The sequence below is a fragment of the Brachybacterium massiliense genome, assembly GCF_900184245.1.
In the GTDB taxonomy this organism is placed as follows: Bacteria; Actinomycetota; Actinomycetes; order Actinomycetales; family Dermabacteraceae; genus Brachybacterium; species Brachybacterium massiliense.
In genome coordinates, this window is record NZ_FXXB01000008.1 from 1,085,539 (window position 1) to 1,102,852 (window position 17,314).

The 17,314-nt window shown below is 68.3% G+C and carries 15 protein-coding genes; 2 read left to right on the forward strand and 13 right to left on the reverse strand.

The window, feature by feature from the left end; genetic code table 11:
- Positions 1-87: 87 nt before the first annotated feature.
- The 11 genes from BN4251_RS14935 to rfbB form a co-directional block, all read right to left on the reverse strand.
- Positions 88-1,254: a glycosyltransferase family 4 protein gene (locus tag BN4251_RS14935; RefSeq protein ID WP_087485824.1), complete on the reverse strand. Its 1,167-nt coding sequence runs from the start codon at positions 1,252-1,254 to the stop codon at positions 88-90.
- Entirely contained in the window at positions 1,254-2,474 is a 1,221-nt protein-coding gene (locus BN4251_RS14940; protein ID WP_087485825.1) for a glycosyltransferase family 9 protein, read from the reverse strand. The genes BN4251_RS14935 and BN4251_RS14940 overlap by 1 nt, the downstream gene beginning before the upstream one ends.
- Positions 2,464-3,372 (reverse strand): bifunctional heptose 7-phosphate kinase/heptose 1-phosphate adenyltransferase, encoded by a 909-nt coding sequence (locus tag BN4251_RS14945; protein WP_087485826.1) that lies wholly within the window; start codon positions 3,370-3,372, stop codon positions 2,464-2,466. Before BN4251_RS14945 ends, BN4251_RS14940 begins: the two co-directional genes overlap by 11 nt.
- Positions 3,369-4,466 (reverse strand): SIS domain-containing protein, encoded by a 1,098-nt coding sequence (locus BN4251_RS18900; protein WP_087485827.1) that lies wholly within the window; start codon positions 4,464-4,466, stop codon positions 3,369-3,371. Before BN4251_RS18900 ends, BN4251_RS14945 begins: the two co-directional genes overlap by 4 nt.
- A gap of 138 nt (positions 4,467-4,604) precedes the next feature.
- A complete protein-coding gene (locus BN4251_RS14955) occupies positions 4,605-6,173 on the reverse strand; it encodes an O-antigen ligase family protein (RefSeq protein WP_087485828.1) in 1,569 nt (522 codons plus the stop codon).
- The gene (locus BN4251_RS14960) at positions 6,170-7,129 is read right to left on the reverse strand and encodes a nucleotidyltransferase family protein (RefSeq protein WP_170931987.1); all 960 of its coding nucleotides are present in this window, start codon (positions 7,127-7,129) and stop codon (positions 6,170-6,172) included. The genes BN4251_RS14955 and BN4251_RS14960 overlap by 4 nt, the downstream gene beginning before the upstream one ends.
- A gap of 29 nt (positions 7,130-7,158) precedes the next feature.
- The gene (locus tag BN4251_RS14965; RefSeq protein ID WP_212647622.1) at positions 7,159-7,506 is read right to left on the reverse strand and encodes a hypothetical protein; all 348 of its coding nucleotides are present in this window, start codon (positions 7,504-7,506) and stop codon (positions 7,159-7,161) included.
- Positions 7,507-7,510: 4 nt separating this feature from the next.
- Positions 7,511-8,083 carry an arsenate reductase/protein-tyrosine-phosphatase family protein gene (locus tag BN4251_RS14970; RefSeq protein ID WP_087485831.1) on the reverse strand — a complete coding sequence of 191 codons (573 nt, stop codon included), beginning with the start codon at positions 8,081-8,083 and terminating at the stop codon, positions 7,511-7,513.
- Positions 8,080-9,666, reverse strand: coding sequence for a tyrosine-protein kinase domain-containing protein (locus tag BN4251_RS14975; RefSeq protein WP_087485832.1), 1,587 nt, complete (start codon positions 9,664-9,666; stop codon positions 8,080-8,082). The genes BN4251_RS14970 and BN4251_RS14975 overlap by 4 nt, the downstream gene beginning before the upstream one ends.
- 202 nt (positions 9,667-9,868) lie before the next feature.
- Positions 9,869-11,290: a sugar nucleotide-binding protein gene (locus BN4251_RS14980; protein ID WP_087485833.1), complete on the reverse strand. Its 1,422-nt coding sequence runs from the start codon at positions 11,288-11,290 to the stop codon at positions 9,869-9,871.
- A 69-nt stretch (positions 11,291-11,359) separates the two neighbouring features.
- Entirely contained in the window at positions 11,360-12,361 is a 1,002-nt protein-coding gene (rfbB, locus tag BN4251_RS14985) for a dTDP-glucose 4,6-dehydratase (RefSeq protein WP_087485834.1), read from the reverse strand.
- 255 nt (positions 12,362-12,616) lie between these two features.
- Here rfbB and BN4251_RS14990 point away from each other — a divergent pair, with 255 nt between their 5' ends.
- Together BN4251_RS14990 and lepB are read left to right on the forward strand one after the other, a co-directional pair.
- Complete coding sequence (locus BN4251_RS14990) at positions 12,617-13,966, forward strand: UDP-glucose dehydrogenase family protein (RefSeq protein ID WP_245810376.1); 1,350 nt, start codon at positions 12,617-12,619, stop codon at positions 13,964-13,966.
- 1 nt (position 13,967) lies between these two features.
- Positions 13,968-14,765 carry a signal peptidase I gene (lepB, locus tag BN4251_RS14995; protein WP_087485835.1) on the forward strand — a complete coding sequence of 266 codons (798 nt, stop codon included), beginning with the start codon at positions 13,968-13,970 and terminating at the stop codon, positions 14,763-14,765.
- Positions 14,766-14,846: 81 nt separating this feature from the next.
- Here lepB and BN4251_RS15000 read toward each other — a convergent pair whose 3' ends face one another.
- Both BN4251_RS15000 and rfbA read right to left on the reverse strand, forming a co-directional pair.
- Positions 14,847-16,262, reverse strand: a complete 1,416-nt coding sequence (locus BN4251_RS15000) for a phosphohexomutase domain-containing protein (RefSeq protein WP_342744535.1) — start codon at positions 16,260-16,262, stop codon at positions 14,847-14,849.
- 61 nt (positions 16,263-16,323) lie between these two features.
- The gene (gene rfbA / locus BN4251_RS15005) at positions 16,324-17,235 is read right to left on the reverse strand and encodes a glucose-1-phosphate thymidylyltransferase RfbA (RefSeq protein ID WP_087485837.1); all 912 of its coding nucleotides are present in this window, start codon (positions 17,233-17,235) and stop codon (positions 16,324-16,326) included.
- Between the last annotated feature and the right edge of the window lie 79 nt (positions 17,236-17,314).

A 17,314-nucleotide genomic window follows, 5' to 3' on the forward strand; every position in this document is an offset into this window, starting at 1 on the left:
CGCCGTTGGACCGGCCGTGTCTCAGCACGTCAGAGTGTCCACGCAGCCGGGCGGTGCGCCCCGCCCTCCTCCGTTCTCCGGCCGGGCTCAGCGCGTGCGCGCGGTGAGCTCCGCGACCATTCCCCGAGCGATCGTCCCCCAGTCGTGGCGGCGCGAGCGCTCGAGCGCTCGACGCGACTGCTTCGCGTACTCTGCCTCATCTGCGAAGGCGGCGACGAGCCTCTGGGCGATCTGCTCTGGAGCGATCTCGGGAAGGACCGCCCCGAAGCTGCCGTCCTCGACGAGATGAGGAAGCTCCCCGGTGGAGCTGACCAGGCACGGCAGCCCGTAGGAGAGCGCCTCGGGGATCACGAGCCCGTAGGACTCGCGGTGAGCGGGCAGTGCGAGCATCGAGGCGCTCGCATAGAGATCGCTCAGCGTCGCCTTGTCCTGGACCAGTCCGTGCCGTGCGACCCACGGCTCGTCCCCGGGAACCTCCGCCTCCGCCGGGCCCACCACCCGCAGGGACAGCCCCTCGACGCTCTCGCGGGCGAGCCTCACGCCCTCGATCAGCTCGGGCAGACCCTTGCGCACGGGATCCTTGCCCACGAAGAGCACGGTGCGCTCCGCGAAGCGTTGCGCGAGGAAGTCTTCACTGAGCTCGCCGATCCCGGGCAGGGTGGTCCCCGCGCCGACGATCACGACGTCCTCGGGCGCGACCCCGTAGTTCTGGACCAGATCGTCCCTGCCGGCGTGAGAGGCGCTGAACATCACCGCGGCCCGGCGGTAGAACTCGCCCTCGACAGCGACCTCCTGCTGGAACTGGCGGTCGCTCAGCGTCCAGCTCGGATCGTACCCGCGCACCATGTTCACCGTCGCGTCGATGAATGAGGCGTAGGGGGTCCCGATCGGCGTGTACCAGGTACGCACATGCAGGAGCGCTTCGAGGTCGCCAGCGGCGCGGGCGAGCGTGTCCCGTCGACGCGAGCGGGCACGGGCGATGAGCCGACCGTGCAGGTATTGGCGTTCCCAGGCCTGCCGGCCCGGGCGCAGGCTCACCGCCTTGATCCCGAGCCGCTCAATCCGATGGGGGCGAGTGCTGATCTCCGTCACCTCCGCCTGGTGGACCTGCTGCATGCCGCGACGCAGGGAGAAGGGGACCCCCGAATGAATCATCGGGTCGTGGCAGTCCCCGTAGGTGACGTACCCCAGCCGGAGCGGGTCCTGGGCCGTCTCGGCGGGAGCGCGGAGCGCCGGCGGAACCGGATCGGTCATCACTGCGGTGCCTCCTCGGCATCGATCAGGTCCAGGGCACCGGCGAGCACCGTCGATGCCGGGATCGCGGCGATGAGCGCGGTTCGGCGCGCATCGTCCAGCTCGGCGAATGACTGCTCCATGCGGCCCGGACGGATGATCACGGAGCCGCCGGCCGAGCGTACACCGAAGCGGTCCGGGCTGTTGGGGTGGTTCGGATCGTCCCCCTCGGGGAACACCGATACGACGGCGGTGGGCACGCCCAGCGCCGCCGCGATGTGCGCCGGGCCGCTGTCGCAACCGATCATGAGGTCGGCGCCGTCGAGCAGATCCGGCAGATCCCTGAGGGGGCTCCTGCCCGCCTCGCTGCGGACGCGCTCCGGGTCGATGGCCACGAGGGGAGGGTGAACCGCGGCGTCCTCCGGTCCGCCGATCAGCACGACGTCGAGGGCGGTGCGGTCCAGCAGCAGGTGGATCAGCTCCGCCCAACGCTCCCGGGGCCAGCGCCGGAAAGCGTCGTGCGCACCGGTGTGCAGGGCCACGAAGCCTGCCAGCGAGCGGTGCTGCGGCATCCCCAGCAGATCCCGCACGGCGCGAGCATCCCGGGGCATCCGTAGCCCGATCGTCTCTCCCAGGAGTGCCAGGCGCTCGGCCTCGTGGGCGTGCCCTCGCACGTCCTCGGCGCGCAGGGCGATCGCGGCCCGGTCGCGCTGCTCCTTGCGGGTGGCCTGGGGCTGGAGCATGGGGTCGTGACCGGCGATCGTTGCGCCGGTGCCCACGGCGTAGGCGAGGCAGTTCTGCCCCCGGTCGGTGTCCCAGCGCGGGAGCACCACCAGGTCGGTGCCCCCGGCACGGCGCCGTCCCGCACGGCGCGTGCGGAGCTGGCCGAGGGCAGAGATCGCGAGGACCTTCCCCGCACCGCCGTGGGGCCACGGCGTGTGGTGGCTGGCCCAGACCTCCTCGGAGACCACCTCGATGCCACGCAGGCGCGCCAGCAGTCCGCGGTGCGCCGGCGGTGCGACGAGCCGCACGGTGCCGATCCGCTCGTCGTGCGCGAGCGCGCTGAGCAGCGGGAAGGTGAGGATCCAGTCCCCGATCCCGTCGAACCGCACCACATCGACCCGCAGGGGCCCTCCGTGCTGTTCGACGAGTTCTGTGAGGGTCACGGGCGTTTCCGCCGCGCCGCGATGCATCCGCAGGCGGGCGGTGTCGATCAGCGCGAGCCGTCGATCATCGAGCACCCTCGACCTCCTCGCGGGAGACTGCGTAGGTGCCGCTGCGACTCACAGCGATTGCCGCGGCGCGGGTCGCCCAGCGCGCCGCTTCGACGATCTCCGCACCGTCGGCGAGAGCGACGGCAAGGGCGGCTGTGACCGTGTCCCCCGCACCGGTGACGTCCGCGACCTCGATCACATCGGAGGCGATGCGGGTCTGACGGCCGCTCGCCTCGTGGATCAGCATCCCCTCGGGGCCGAGCGTCACGATCACGTTCCCTCGCGTCGCCTCGGAGAGTGCGCGGGCGGCGGCAGAGGGGTCCGTGTGCCCGGTTGAATCACGTGCTTCGCCGTGGTTGGGAGTCACGGCACTCGCGCCCTCGAAGCGCGAGAAGTCGCGGCACTTGGAGTCCACCACCACGGGGATGCCCGCTTCCCGTGCGGTGCGGATCGATTCGCGGGCCACCTCGGCGGAGACAGCGGCCTTCTGGTAGTCGGAGACGACGGCGCAGCGCGCCCCGGCGATGCTCTCGCGGAAGGCAGTGATGAGCTCGGCGTGGTCCGTCGGTCCCACCTCGTCGCTCTCGTGATCCAGGCGCATGATCTGGTGGCTGCCGGCCTGAAAACGGTTCTTGAGCACCGTGGGATAGACGGCGGATCCCACGCAGCGATCCAGGACCCCGGAATCGCGCATCAGCCGGCGGCACGCGTCCCCGGCGGGATCCTGACCGAGCAGCCCCACGAGAGATACCTCGGCACCCAGGAGACCCGCCATGTTCATGGCGGTGTTCGCCGCCCCTCCGAGCACTTCGGTGGTGGTGGGGTTCAGGAGCACTGGGACGGGCGCCTCGGGACTCAGCCGGTTGGCGGCTCCGCGGCTGAACACGTCGAGCATGATGTCCCCGACCACGACACCCACGCTCATGACCGGCTCTTCTCGACCTGCGAGGTGGTGGAGAACCCCTCGACCCGTTCTATGTACATGATGCGACCGCCGCCCGCGACGACCGTCTCCTCCTCGAGGAGCGGAGCGCCGGCGTATTCAGCCCCCTTCGCGTGAATGGTCGGGGTGAGCAGGGCGAGGAGACGGCGGGGGTCCTGATCCTCCATGACCACGACGTGGTCGACGGCCGGCAGGCGCGAGAGGTCCGCGATGCGCTCCTGCTCCCCCCGGATGGGCCGCTCGGGGCCCTTGCTGAGAGCGCGCACCGAGGCGTCGGAGTTGATCAGCAGCACGAGCCGGTCCGCGCTCCGCCGTGCCTCGGAGATCGAGGCGGCATGACCGGAGTGGAGGAGATCGAAGACGCCGTTGGTGGTGGCGAGGCTCTGCCCGGTCGCTTCGATCCATTCGCGGAAGGCGGGCAGGTCGGTCTCGGCCAGGTGGAAGGGGAAGGGGCAGGCAGAGGTGTCCCATTCGAGGTCCGTGACCACCTCACGCTCCGCGATCTGCGCGATCTCGTGGAGCACGAGATCGTGGAGCTCCTGGACCCGGGCGGTCTCCGGCAGGTCCACTCCGATCGTGTGCCGGGCGCCCAGGCCGTCGTGCTGGCCCACGAGTCCGAGGGTGGTCGCTCCGGCCTGGTGCGCGGCGGCGAAGGCCTTGCGCACGTTCGCGCTGGTGCCGCTCGTGGAGAGGCCGATGACGAGGTCGCCCGGGCCGGCGAGCGCTGTGACCTGGCGGGAGAAGACGTCTTCGTAGCCGTAGTCATTCGCGATCGCGGTGAGCGCGGAGGTGTCGGTGGTCAAGGAGATCACCGGGAGCGGGCGACGGTCCTTCTTGAGGCGCCCGGTGAACTCGGCCGCAAAGTGTGTGGCGCAGGCGGCGCTGCCGCCGTTGCCGAACACGTAGGCCCTGCCCCCCGAGGTGAGCACCTGCCCGAGGAGCAGCCCGGCGCGGGCGATGCTCTCGCTGTCTCTCTCCAGGAGCGAGGCCCCGTAGCGGAGCCGGCGCGCCGCGTTCGCGGCCAGCGCGCGGGCACGATCGACGCCCGAGGCGTCGAAGGAGGCGGTTTTGGGCACTGTTTCCTCTTCTCTCACTGTCGCTCTCCGGCGACGTCGTACATCTGGGCACCGATGCCACGGTCGTGGCCTGCGGCGGGGGCGCCTCCACGGCGCTCGGGTCGGCTCGAGATGGAGCGATCGGGGACGCTTAGAAACTCAGCGGCGGGGGCTTTCACCGCGCTTCCGTCCTGCTGCTGCGGCTTTCGCGGGCGCTGTGGGGACAGGCTTGCCACCGAAGATCTCCTCGAGCTCTTCAGCCCAGGAGATGGGCTCCTCGCCGGGCGCTGCCCTCCGGCGCCGGCGCCCCTGCTCGCGCACAGGATGTCCGGTGGCACCCTCCGCTGCGCTGGGCGTGCCCGGGGCGGGGGTCACAGCCTGCACGGGATCGGCCTCGCTCGCGGTGGGCTCCGCGTGCGATGGGTGTTCCGCTCCTCCGCGCTCGGGATACGGCTCGGCGCCGTCAGGGCGGCTCGCACGGTGGCGCTCGGCGACACGGCGCCGATTCATCTCTGCAGCGGTGAGGCCAACGGCGAGGATCAGCATGCTCTGGCTCATGATGTGATCCAGTACGTCGAAACTCAGCGCCATGGTGATCATCAGGACCCCGAGGGATCTGGCAGTGGAGTCTCCGTAGATGAGCACGAGCACGAGCACACCGAGCAGCATCAGTAGGCCCAGCAGGCCCTCCTGTGCCATCGTCGCGACGAACTGGTTGTCGAAGAAGTAGAACGAGGTGCTGTGCCGGTCCACGACACCGCTGTCGAAGATGTACTGCAGATCCGTTCCCCACCCGAACAGCACGTGTATCAGATCCGCGCGGAACAGGTCGGGGAAGGAGGAGAGCACGGCCGTGCGGTGCTCGTAGGAGTCGCTGGTCTCGAACTCGCCGCCGAATCCCAGCAGCCCGCGCAGGGTGTCGTACCCCACCCGCCAGCCGATGATCCCGGCAAGGGCCCCCACCCCGAACAGCCGCGCCACGAGATTCTTGCGATAACCGATCAGCACCTGGAAGACGATCACCCCCGCCGCGGCGAGGACCGCGCTGCGAGTACCGCTCATGAGCACTCCCGCTGTCGTGAGCAACGGGATCAGCCAATAGACGAGCTTCCCGGTGCGCACCGCGACCCCGCCCCCGATCGCGCCGGCCGCGGCCAGGAAGAACGAGAACGGGATCGGGTGGGAGAAGGAGGTCATCGGCCGCCCCGCGAGTGTCGGCAAGATCGTGTTCACGCGGTCGGAGATGTCGTTCGTCCCGTCCGACATCGGCCACAGGCCCGGAAGCCCGGCCCACACCTCGCCCATCGCGTAGGCCAGGTGGAGCACCACGATCACAGCGAGCCCCTCGGTGAAGCGAGGAAGGTCGCGATAGCGCATGCGGGAGGCCGTGGCGGCGAGCAGCACGAGCACAGCGAGAGTCAGCACACGGATCGGTCCGGTGATGCCGCTGAGCAGGTTCGCGAGGAAGATCAGTCCTAAGAGACCGATGCCGAGCACGAGCACGAGGGTGCCCTCGGAGTGATGATGCCCATGGTTCCAGGCCACCAGGAGCGCTCCGCCCGCAGCCGCCAGGCCGATCGCGATCGCCATCGACGAGGCACCGTTGAGAGGGATCACGGTGAGCCAGCCGATCGCGATCACCAGTGCTCTCGAGACGACCACGTTCGGGCGCGAGAACACGATCCACCACGAGGAGACGAACGCTGCCGCAGCGAAGGCGGGAATCACAGGACCTCCTCCCCATGCTCGGGACGACGGGTATCCGTCCTATTCGTGACAGTGCGGCGCCCGGTTCCGCGCCGGCGCTCCCGCACGATGTACCGGCACATGTCCCGGCTGCCTTTACGGGCGCGTGTGGTCCACGCTTCCAGGAATCCGCGAAACCCTGGCCGCGCATCCGGTCGCAGTGCACGCAGCTGGCTCGGCCGGAGCGCGAGAGCGTCCACCACCATCCCCGGCCGGCGGCGCAGCGGCGCATCACGCAACCGCAGCAGCCACGCCGTCACCGACTGATCCTCGGCGCTGAGCCGCTTGACCCATTCCGCGTAGGCGGGCCCGGGTGCGTCGGGGATCGAGACGTGCTGCCCGAGAGGGCGCAGGAAAGGTGCGGCACTCAGCTCGGCTCCCAGCTGCAGCGCGCGCTCGCGCAGTCGGCACCCTGCCGCCTCGCCCAGTCGACCCCGCACCCTCTGCCGGATCCCGGCGAGCGTGCCCTCGTGCCGGTGGCCGCTGCGGATCTCGTTGAGAGCCTCGAGAACAGCCGAGTCCTCGTAGCAGGGAGTATCGAAAGCGAGGGCGCCGACTGCGGTTCGCTCACGGTACTGCCAGAGTCGTTCGAAGGTCAGCGCCGCATCCTGCAGAAAACCCAGCCAGAAGCGGTGCACATCAATCGTGCATGGCCAGAAATGGTGGAGGATCGTGACCGAATGTTCCTCGAAGGGGAGCACAGCGTCAGGATGATCACGCAACCTCCAGCCGTCCTTTGCGAGGAGCTCCACGAGCTGGTCCACATCCTCGGGGTGCAACAGGATGTCCAGGTCGAAGGACTGCTTCGGATCGCGTACGCCCTGGGCTGTGAAGAACGGCCCTTTGATGAACAGCACCCGCAGGCCCGCACGCCGTGCCCGATCCGCGACGATCGCCGCGACCAGGGTGATCGCCGGAACATAGCCGAGCTCGAGCACCTCTGGCGAGTGCCCGGTATGCAGGGCGCTCATCGCGGGGTCCGAGCGCCGCTGCGGGTGCCGGGGACTCCGCCGCCCGCCGGGCCGTCGCCGGGCAGTCCTCTGCCGGGCATCGCTCGGTCCACAAGACGCAGCCTGGAGAGCTGGTCGAGGATCAGGGGGACCTGCTCGTCGAGCACCGCCCGAGCAGCCCCCGTGGTGTCCACGAGTTCCTCGACGATGTTCGCAGTCGCGAGAGGACCCGCGGCGAGCAGCTGCCACACCAGGTGCGCGCCACCCTCGATCACGTGCGGAAGGGGATCGGGATCATCCAACGGCAGCGCGAACGACGCCTCGGGCTCGACGACGTGCGCGACCCCGCTCCGGATGCTCCACACCTCCTCACGCACCATCCAGGACCTCGACGATCCCGCGGATCAGCACGTCGATGTGGCGCGCTGCGCGCTCATGCACCTCCGGGTCGGCACCGATGGGGTCCACGACGTCGTCCTCGGGGGTCAGCTCGGCCCGATACCTCTGTTGCACGCAACGGCGCACGGCGGCGGGAATCTCTCCCGCCTGGACCGGGCCGCCGCCCTCGACGACCAGGGGAAGCACCGTGGCGAACTCCGCGAGCGTGAAGGTGCGCAGCATCGCCGAAGGGAAGCGCCGCACGAGCTCATCCCGCTGGCCGACGGTCATGGTCAGCACGAGCGAGGAAGCATCGATCTGCGAGCGTTCGAGCTGTTGCCCCACAGCGGTGGTGGGGTCCCCTCCGAACCTCCGCGACCACTGGGCGGAGGAGGAATCCATCGGAGCACCGACCACAGCGTCGAGACCAGCGCTCTGCACTTCGATTCCATGCACGCTGTCGAGGCGGCTGCGGAGCAGCTGCTCTCCGAGCGGCGATCGGCAGATGTTGCCGGTGCAGACCACGAGGATGCCGAACGCCTCGATGCCAGTGCTGCCGTTCATGAGTCCCCGCCCCCGGCGTCCGCCGCGCGTGACCGTCGTCCTCCATGAGAGGGCTGGGGCGAGGACTTCTCTGAGCCGACGGCTGTGCTCGCGGGGCTCCCCTCCGCAGCCGCACGCTGCGACCCGGTATCGGGGAACGATCTGGCCGTTCCCTTCGCGCTCGTCGTCTCATCAGCAGAGCGGCGATAGTAGTTGCGGTAGCGATAGCCGTAACCATCTGCCTGAGCTCCGCGCATGGGCACCCGGTTGATGATGACCCCCAGCGAGCGCCCCTTGACCTTGCGCAGATTCGCGAGGGACTGGCCCAGCTCGTCGAAGGTGGTCTTGTTCGCCGACGCCACGATGATCGCGCCGCTCGTCTTCGCGGTCAGCAGCGCCGCATCCGTCACCGGCAGGAGCGGAGGGGTGTCGATGAGGACGATCGCGTGCTGGGAGATCTCGTCGAGCAGCTTGCCCATCGTCTTCGAGGAGAGGAGCTCGCTGGGGTTGGGTGGGACCGAGCCCGCGGCCAGCACGGCGAGGTTCCCGGTGTCCCCCCACGGCTGAAGGACATCGCGGAGTTCCGCCGTCCCCGCCAGGACGTCCGTCAGCCCGACGCTGCCCACGATCCCGAAGGTCTCGGCGACGACAGGTCGTCGCAGATCGCCGTCGATCACGACAACCTGCTCACCGGCCTGCGCGATCGTGTTGGCCAGGTTGGCGATCACGAAGGACTTCCCCTCACCGGGGATCGAGCTGGTCACCGTGATCACTCGAGGCGGATTGTCCACATCCATGAACTGCAGGTTGGTGCGGATGCGCCGCATCGATTCGGCAACCGCGTACTCAGAGATGTCATCGCTCTCACGGTCGTTCCCGCCCTTCGAGGTCACGATGCGGTCGTTGCCGACACCGCCCGTCTTCCGCCGCGGAATGGTGCCGATCACGGCGACGCCGGTCGTGGACTCGACATGTTCGACAGCGCGGATACGGCGATCGAACTGGTGCCAGACGATCGCGTACGCGATACCCATCACGGCGCCGACCAGGATCCCACCCAGCACGTAGAGTCTGATATCCGGCGAGGACGGCGAGGTGGGGATCTGTGCAGAATCCAGGGACTGGAACTGGACGATGGTCCCGGCACCCTCGATCTCGAGAGACTGCTCGCCTATCGCAACGATCCACGCCTCGGCGATATCGCGGGCCTGCTCCGGTGTCGAAGCCGTCACCGAGACTTTGATGTTCGAGGTCTCCGGAGGATTGCTGACGGTGGTGTTCGCGCGGAGAGCGTCGACAGATTCCTCAAGACCGAGATTTTCCTTGACCCGTTCCGCGACGGAGCGGGAGTTCGCGACATCGAGGTACGAGGTCACGCGCGACTTCGCAAAGCTGTCACCTGTGAGCGCGCTTCCGAGGTCGCTCGAGGAGCCGGCGGTGAGCATCCCACTCGCATCCGACGTGTACTGCTTGGGTTGGATCGCCGCGAGGCCGAAGCCGAGCAGGCCAGAGACCGCCGTGATAGCGAAGATGGTGAGCCACCGCGCCCGGAAGATCTTCCAATAATCGACTACTCGCACGTCTTTACACTCCCAGATTGGCACGGCTCATCAGCCGCAGGATTTCGAGACCCGACGCTGCGGTGAGGGGCCGGCACCCCGATATGACCGCCGGTCGCCCCGTTCACGCTTCTCCACACAGCACAATCACGAACAATCGGATATAGTATGCCACAGGGATGCGGCACGGGCACAAAGGCCACAGATGCAGGTCTCTACCATTTTCCACCCATCACGCCGCACTCGCTCAGAGGCCGAGATACGCACGAAGAGCAACGATCTGATCACGCGGCGCGAAACCCGTGGCACGGATCCTGGAGAGGTCCAGGACCGAGCTGCGGGGCCGTGGCGAGATCGTCCCGTCGCCCTCCGCCCGTTCCTGCGCCGCGTAGAACTCGGCGGTGCTCGTCGCGGAGACCCGCTCGGGGTCATGGCCGGTCGCCGCGAAGACGTTGCGCGCGATGCCCGCCCAGCTGAGCGGCTCACCCTCCGTGGAGAGGTGGTAGACCCCCGGCTCTGGGCGCACACGCAGCAGGTGCTCTGTAACCGCCGCGAGGTCATCGGCGAAGGTGAGCCGGCCGATCTGATCGTCCACGACCGCCGGGTCTACCCCTCGCTCAGCGAGGGAGGCCATCGTGCGCACGAAGTTCTTCCCCTCGCCCACCACCCAGCTGGTCCGAACGATGTAGTGATCCTGCCAGGTGGCGACCAGCGCGTCCCCCGCAGCTTTGGTCTGGCCATACACGCCAAGGGGAGCGACCGACTCCCTCTCGGTATGCTCGGCGATGGTCCCGTCGTATACGTAGTCGCTGGAGAAGTGCACGAGCACGGCCCGCTGCTCCCGCGCGGCCTGCGCCAGCCTCTGTGCACCAAACGCATTGGTCGCCCACGCCGAACGGCGTCCCTCCGGCGTCTCCGCGAGGTCCACCGCGGTGTACGCCGCGGCGTTGACGATCGTGCCGTAGGGAGAGAAGTCGAAGTCGGCGACGGAGTCGGGATCGGCGATCTCCAGCTGCTCGCGACCCACCCCGTCGACGTCCCCCCGCGACGCCCAGCGCTCCATGAGCGCCCGACCCACCTGCCCGTTCGCACCCACCACAAGGGTGCGGCGCGGCGCGACGGGGGTGACCTCCGCGAGACGCGGATGGGCGAGGTCCTTCGCGGAGAGCTCTGCCCGTTCGAGCGGGATCGGCCAGGGGACGGCCGCGGTCTCGTCGGCCAGGTTCAGGAAGGTGTACTCGGACTGGGCAGTCTCGGTCCAGTGGGCATCCACGAGATAGCTGTACGCGGCCGGCGCTTCGACGGTCTGGAACGCATTGCCCACCCCACGCGGGACATAAACCGCGACCTCCGGCGTGATCTCACACCAGAAGGCGGTGCCGAAAGCAGGCCCCTGGCGCAAGTCCACCCACGCCCCGAACACCTTCCCGGTCGCCACGGAGACGAACTTGTTCCACGGCTCGGCGTGGATCCCGCGCGTGACACCGACTGCCTGGTTGAAGGACACGTTGTTCTGCACCGGGCCAAGGTCCGGCAGCCCGGCGGCGATCATCTTCTCCCGTTGCCAGTTCTCCTTGAACCAGCCACGTGAGTCCCCGTGCACGGGAAGGTCCACGACGAGCAGGCCGGGGATCGGCGTGCTGCGGATTGCGAGCTCAGACAATTGCATCTCCTCCGAGGGATTCACGGTGTCGACGGGGGACGGGCGGAGGCATCGGCCGCCCCTCCGGCAGGGCGATCACTGCCCGGCAGCGGCATACTTCGCCTCGACGGCCGCCTTCTGAGGCCGCCAGAAGCGCTCGTGGTCGCGGTACCACTGGATCGTGGCGGCGAGACCGGACTCGAAGTCGCGGAAGCGGGGTTCCCAGCCGAGCTCTTCTCGCAGGCGGGAGGGGTCGATCGCGTAGCGCAGGTCGTGGCCGGGGCGATCCGTGACCAGGTCGAAGTCACCCTTCTGGCGCCCCATCTGCTCAAGGATGAGCTCGACGACCTCGCGATTGGACTTCTCGCCATCGGCACCGATCAGGTAGGTCTCGCCGATGCGGCCCTCATCCAGGACCTTCAGCACCGCGCTCGAGTGGTCGTCGACGTGGATCCAGTCCCGAACGTTCTGACCTGCGCCGTAGAGGCGGGGCCGGATGCCGTCGATCAGGTTGGTGATCTGGCGGGGGATGAACTTCTCCACATGCTGGCGCGGCCCATAGTTGTTCGAGCAATTCGAGAGGGTGGCCTGCACTCCGAAGGAGCGCACCCAGGCGCGCACGAGCATGTCGCTACCGGCCTTGGTCGCCGAGTAGGGACTCGAGGGGTTGTAGGCGGTGGTCTCGCTGAAGCGCTCAGGATCGTCCAGCTCGAGATCTCCGTAGACCTCGTCGGTCGAGATGTGGTGAAACCGCTTCTCGTGCCGCCGTGCCGCCTCGAGCAGTGTGAAGGTCCCGATCAGGTTGGTGCGCAGGAAGGGGGAGGGATCACTGAGGGAGTTGTCGTTGTGCGACTCGGCGGCGAAGTGCACGATCGCATCGGACTTCGCGACGAGATCCTCGACGATCCCCGCATCGGCGACGTCACCCACGACGAGGCTCACGCGTGAATCGGACAGACCGTCCAGGAACGCCTCGTCCCCCGCGTAGGTGAGCTTGTCGAGCACCGTGACGGTGTCATCGGTGTGCTCCACGACGTGGTGGACGAAGTGCGATCCGATGAACCCGGCTCCACCGGTCACCAGCAGATGGCGCGACATACCCAGGCACTCCTCCATGAATGTGTCCCGCACCGGACGTGGCGGAACTGGGATCAGAATACGTGAACAACCTCGCACATTGAACGCCTGTCCATCACCTTCCACTCGCCCTCCCTGCTGGCCTCCATCAGGGGCGGACGCCCAGGGTGCACGGTGCAGATCCTCATCTATCATGGCCTCGGCCCGGCACCGCCGAGCGTCCTTCGACGCATCGCCGGAACGTCCCGGCGCCACCCCTGAAGGAGGGCTCGGAACGTGACCAGCACCCACATCGATCAGCCGCTCAGGATCTCCGTGATCGGTTGCGGCTACCTCGGCGCCGTACACGCGGCCGCCATGGCGGAGATCGGGCACGAGGTCGTGGGCCTCGATGTCGACGAACGCCGCGTCGAGATGCTCTCTCGCGGCGACGCCCCCTTCCACGAGCCCGGGTTCGGGGAGCTGCTCGAGCGAAACCTCGCCACGGGACGACTCTCCTTCGGCACCTCGTACGCGGACATCGCGCAGTGCGACGTCCATTTCCTCGCGCTCGGGACGCCGCAGCGCGGCGACGGGCTCGGCGCGGACCTCTCACACATCACCCAGGCGATGGAGTCGCTGCTGCCCCACCTGCGCGAGCGCAACGGCAAGCGGACCCTCGTGGTGGGCAAGTCCACCGTGCCCGTCGGCACCGCGCGCGAACTGAGCGCACTGCTGTCCGAGCTGCCCGGGGTCGAGCTCCTGTGGAACCCGGAGTTCCTCCGCGAGGGTTTCGCCGTGGCGGACACACTCACTCCGGACCGCCTCGTCTACGGCGTCGCCGATCCCGAGCAGTCCTCAGCAAGTGAGGCCGTGCTTGACCGTGTCTACGCACGGCAGCTGGAGCAGGGAATCCCGCGCCGCGTCTACAACTATGAGTCCGCCGAACTGGTCAAGGTCTCCGCGAACTCCTTCCTCGCCACGAAGATCTCCTTCATCAACGCGATCGCGGAGCTGTGCGACATCACCGGCGCCGATGTAGCCGACGTCGCCGAGGCGGTCGGCATGGATGACAGAATCGGCCGGAAGTTCCTCCAGGCCGGGATCGGCTTCGGAGGCGGCTGCCTCCCGAAGGACCTCCGTGGACTCATCTCCCGCGCAGGAGAGCTCGGAGCCGTGGACTCCTTCGCGTTCCTCCGCGAGATCGACACGATCAACACCGGCCGCCGCGATTACGCCCTGCAGATCGTGCGCCGCCACTTCTCGGGTGACCTCAACGGCCGTCGCATCACCGTGCTGGGTGCGGCGTTCAAGCCGAACACCGACGACATCCGTGACTCCCCCGCGCTCGACGTCGCCCTGCGGCTGCTCGTCGAGGGTGCCGTCATGACCATCACCGATCCTGCCGCCGCAGAAGCCGTCCGCATGCGCCATCCGGGCCTGACCGTGACCACCTCGACCACGGAAGCGCTCGAGGGCGCAGAAATGGTGCTCCTGCTCACGGAGTGGCCGGAGTATCGGTCCCTGGACCCGGTCGCCGCAGCTGGACTGGTCACCGCTCCCGCGATCCTCGACGGCCGCAACGTCCTGGACCTCGGCAGCTGGCGCGACGCGGGCTGGCACGCTATCGGCATGGGACGCCGGTGAGATGAGCACAGCACATGGCTCGGGTGACGCCCCGGAGCAGGCTGCCCCCGCCCCTCCGGCCGATGGCCCGCGGCGCCCCTCGAGGCTGCGCCGGGTCACCTCCCATCCGCTGGCCCACCTGGTCGCGGCCATAGCGGTGCTGGCCTTGCTCCAAGCATTCGTGGTCAAACCCTTCACAGTGCCCTCAGAGTCGATGGAGAACACGTTGCAGGTGGGCGACCGTGTGCTCGTGGACCGCACCGCCTACCTGCCGCTCCGGAGCGAGCATGGCCCCGCCCAGGGGGACGTGGTCGCCTTCCGCGCCGACGAGACGCTGTGGGGGGAAGGGTCCGGGGGCGCAGAAGATTCAGGAGTCATCGAGTCGGCGAAGCATCTGGTCAAGCTGATCCTCGGGGACACCCTGGGCTTCGGCCCGACCACGGAGCCGCAGCTTGTCAAGCGCGTTATCGCGACTGAGGGGCAAACAGTCTCCTGCTGCTCTCCTCGTGGCGGGGTGCTCGTCGACGGCGCCGAGCTTCCCGAGCCATACATCAAAGACGACTTCCCCTTCGAGGAGGGAGTGCTCGACTGCACCACCAGTCCGCGTTCACTGCGCTGCGTCGACGAGGTGAAGGTCCCTGCGGGGATGCTGCTCGCGCTCGGCGACCATCGCGGCAACAGCTCCGACGGCGCCTCGGCATGCCGCACCCCCAACGCGCAGAGTCCACCCGAGTGCATGCGCTGGGTCCGTACCGACGACGTGCTGGGCCGGGCGTGGACGGTCTTCTGGCCGCTGGGGCGGTTCGGCTCTGTGAGCTGAACGGCCCGGGCACCATCGCCGCAGCGCCGCCCGGCCCGCTCACCACCCGAACGGGGGCGGCCCGGGCCGGGGCCGCGAGAGTCAGGCGATCGCACGTATCGCCGTGAGCACTTCGTCTCGGATGTGCTGCATCTGACCCTCCTCAGCAGCCTCCACGTTGAGCCGCAGCAGCGGCTCGGTGTTGGAGCCCCGCAGGCTCAGCCACCAGCGCTGGCTCTCCGGCACGTCCTCGCCCCAGCAGTGCACTGTCATCCCGTCGAGCCAGTCCACGCTGAGCTCATTACCCTGCACGGCCGCGATCTCCGCGAGACGCTCCTGGACTGCCGCAGTCGCGGCGTGAGCGTCATCGACCACCGAGTTGAGTTCTCCGCTCGACGAGTACGGAGCATACTGTGCCGTGAGCGACGAGGCCAGCGCCCCGGACTCGCGCAGCGCCGCGAGGACGTGAAGCGCGGCCAGCATCCCAGAATCTGCGAAGAAGAAGTCCCGGAAGTAGTAGTGCGCCGAGTGCTCCCCGCCGAACACGGCATTCTCCTGCGCCATGACGGCCTTGATGAGCGAGTGGCCCACCTTGGAGCGGACGCACCGCCCACCGGCTTCCTCGACCACTTCACGCACGTGGCGGGAGGAGACCAGGTTCGCGACGATGGCGGGTGCAGCTTCCCCTGCCGCGCGCGCCCGGGCGATCTCACGCTCGGCGATCATCGCCGTGATGGTCGAGGCAGAGATCGCGGCACCTGTCTCATCCACCGCGAAGCATCGATCGGCATCCCCGTCGAAGGCGAGACCCAGATCTGCCCCCTCCCGCACCACCGCGGCCTGGAGATCTCGCAGGTTCTCGGGATCCAAGGGGTTCGCCTCATGGTGAGGGAAGGTCCCGTCGAGAGTGAAGTGCAGCCCGATCACCTCGATGCCGTCCAGCCGCTCCGCAAGCGGCGGCACCGTGTGCCCGGCCATTGCATTCGCCGCGTCCACGACCACTTTCAGGGGCTTGCCCTCAGGCAACGGGACGAGCCGGAGCATCGTGTCGATGTAGTCGGCGAGGGTGTCCTGTTCGGTGACGGAACCACCCTCGGCCTCGGGAACGGTGCCAGCCTCGAGGTAGCGTTCTGCACGCTTCTGGATCTCCGCGAGACCTGTATCGCGGCTGATGGGCCGCGCGCCGGGCCGGCACAGCTTGATGCCGTTGTCCGGAGCAGGATTGTGCGAGGCGGTGAATATCGCTCCAGCCTGCTCCCGCAGACCGCTCGCGCAGTACAGCTGATCAGTCGAACTGAGCCCGGCGAAGGTCACGACGGAACCGCGACGCACCGCTCCCTCCGCAAACGCACGGGAGAGCTCAGGCGAGGAGATGCGCATGTCGTGGGCGAGGATGATCGGCTCCGCCTCGAGGTGATCAGCGAACGCCGCGCCCAGCGCATGGGCGACCTCCACCGTCAGCTCGGTACCGGCGCGGCCGCGCACGTCGTACTTCTTCACGACCTTCGAGAGGTCCACGCTCGGGCCAGAGCCCTCAGCAGACCGCGCTTGCAGGGGAACCGTCCCACTGCTGACCAGTTCAGACATGCTGACCCCGCCTCTCTCCCTCACCGGCACCAGCCGTGCGCTCTCGTTCCAGGACATCCAGGAGCCGAGCACCGTAGCCTGACTTCACGAGGGGCCGAGCCAGCTCGCGCAGCTCATCGTCATCGAGGTAGCCCATCCGCCAGGCCACCTCTTCCGGGGCACCGATCGAGAGGCCCTGGCGCATCTGCACGGTGCGGACGAACTCCCCGGCTGCGGCGAGGTCGTCGAACGTACCGGTGTCCAACCAGGCGGTGCCACGGGTCAGGATCTCGACGTGCAGCGAGCCGTCCTCGAGGTAGCTGCGGTTCAGGTCGGTGATCTCGAGCTCGCCGCGCGGCGAGGGCTTGAGCGCACGGGCACGCTCCACCACCGTGTCGTCATAGAAGTAGAGTCCCGGCACCGCAAGGTTCGACCTCGGCCGCTCGGGCTTCTCCTCGAGGGACAGCGCGCGGCCGTCCGGCCCCACCTCGACCACTCCGTAGGAGCTCGGCTCCGCGACCCAGTAGCCGAACACCGCAGCGCCCTCGACCTGTGAGTATCGGCGCAGCTGCGTACCCATCCCGTGGCCGTAGAAGAGATTGTCACCGAGCACGAGCGCGGCGGATTCTCCGCCCAGGAACTCCTCACCGAGGACGAAAGCCTGTGCGAGCCCATCCGGGGAGGGCTGGACGACGTAGGAGAGGTTGATCCCGAACCGCGACCCGTCTCCCAGCACTCGCTGGAAGGCGGCCTGATCCTCGGGGGTGGTGATGATCAGGATGTCCTGGATACCGGCCAGCAGGAGCGTGCTGAGGGGGTAGTAGATCATGGGCTTGTCGTAGACGGGAAGCAGCTGCTTCGAGACGCCCACGGTCATCGGATGGAGACGACTTCCCGTCCCTCCGGCAAGAATTATTCCGCGCATGCACGTGATCCTATACGCGTCGGCAAGCTTTTCATCCACGAGTCCATATCCGCCTCCGGCCTGGACGAAAGTGATCCCT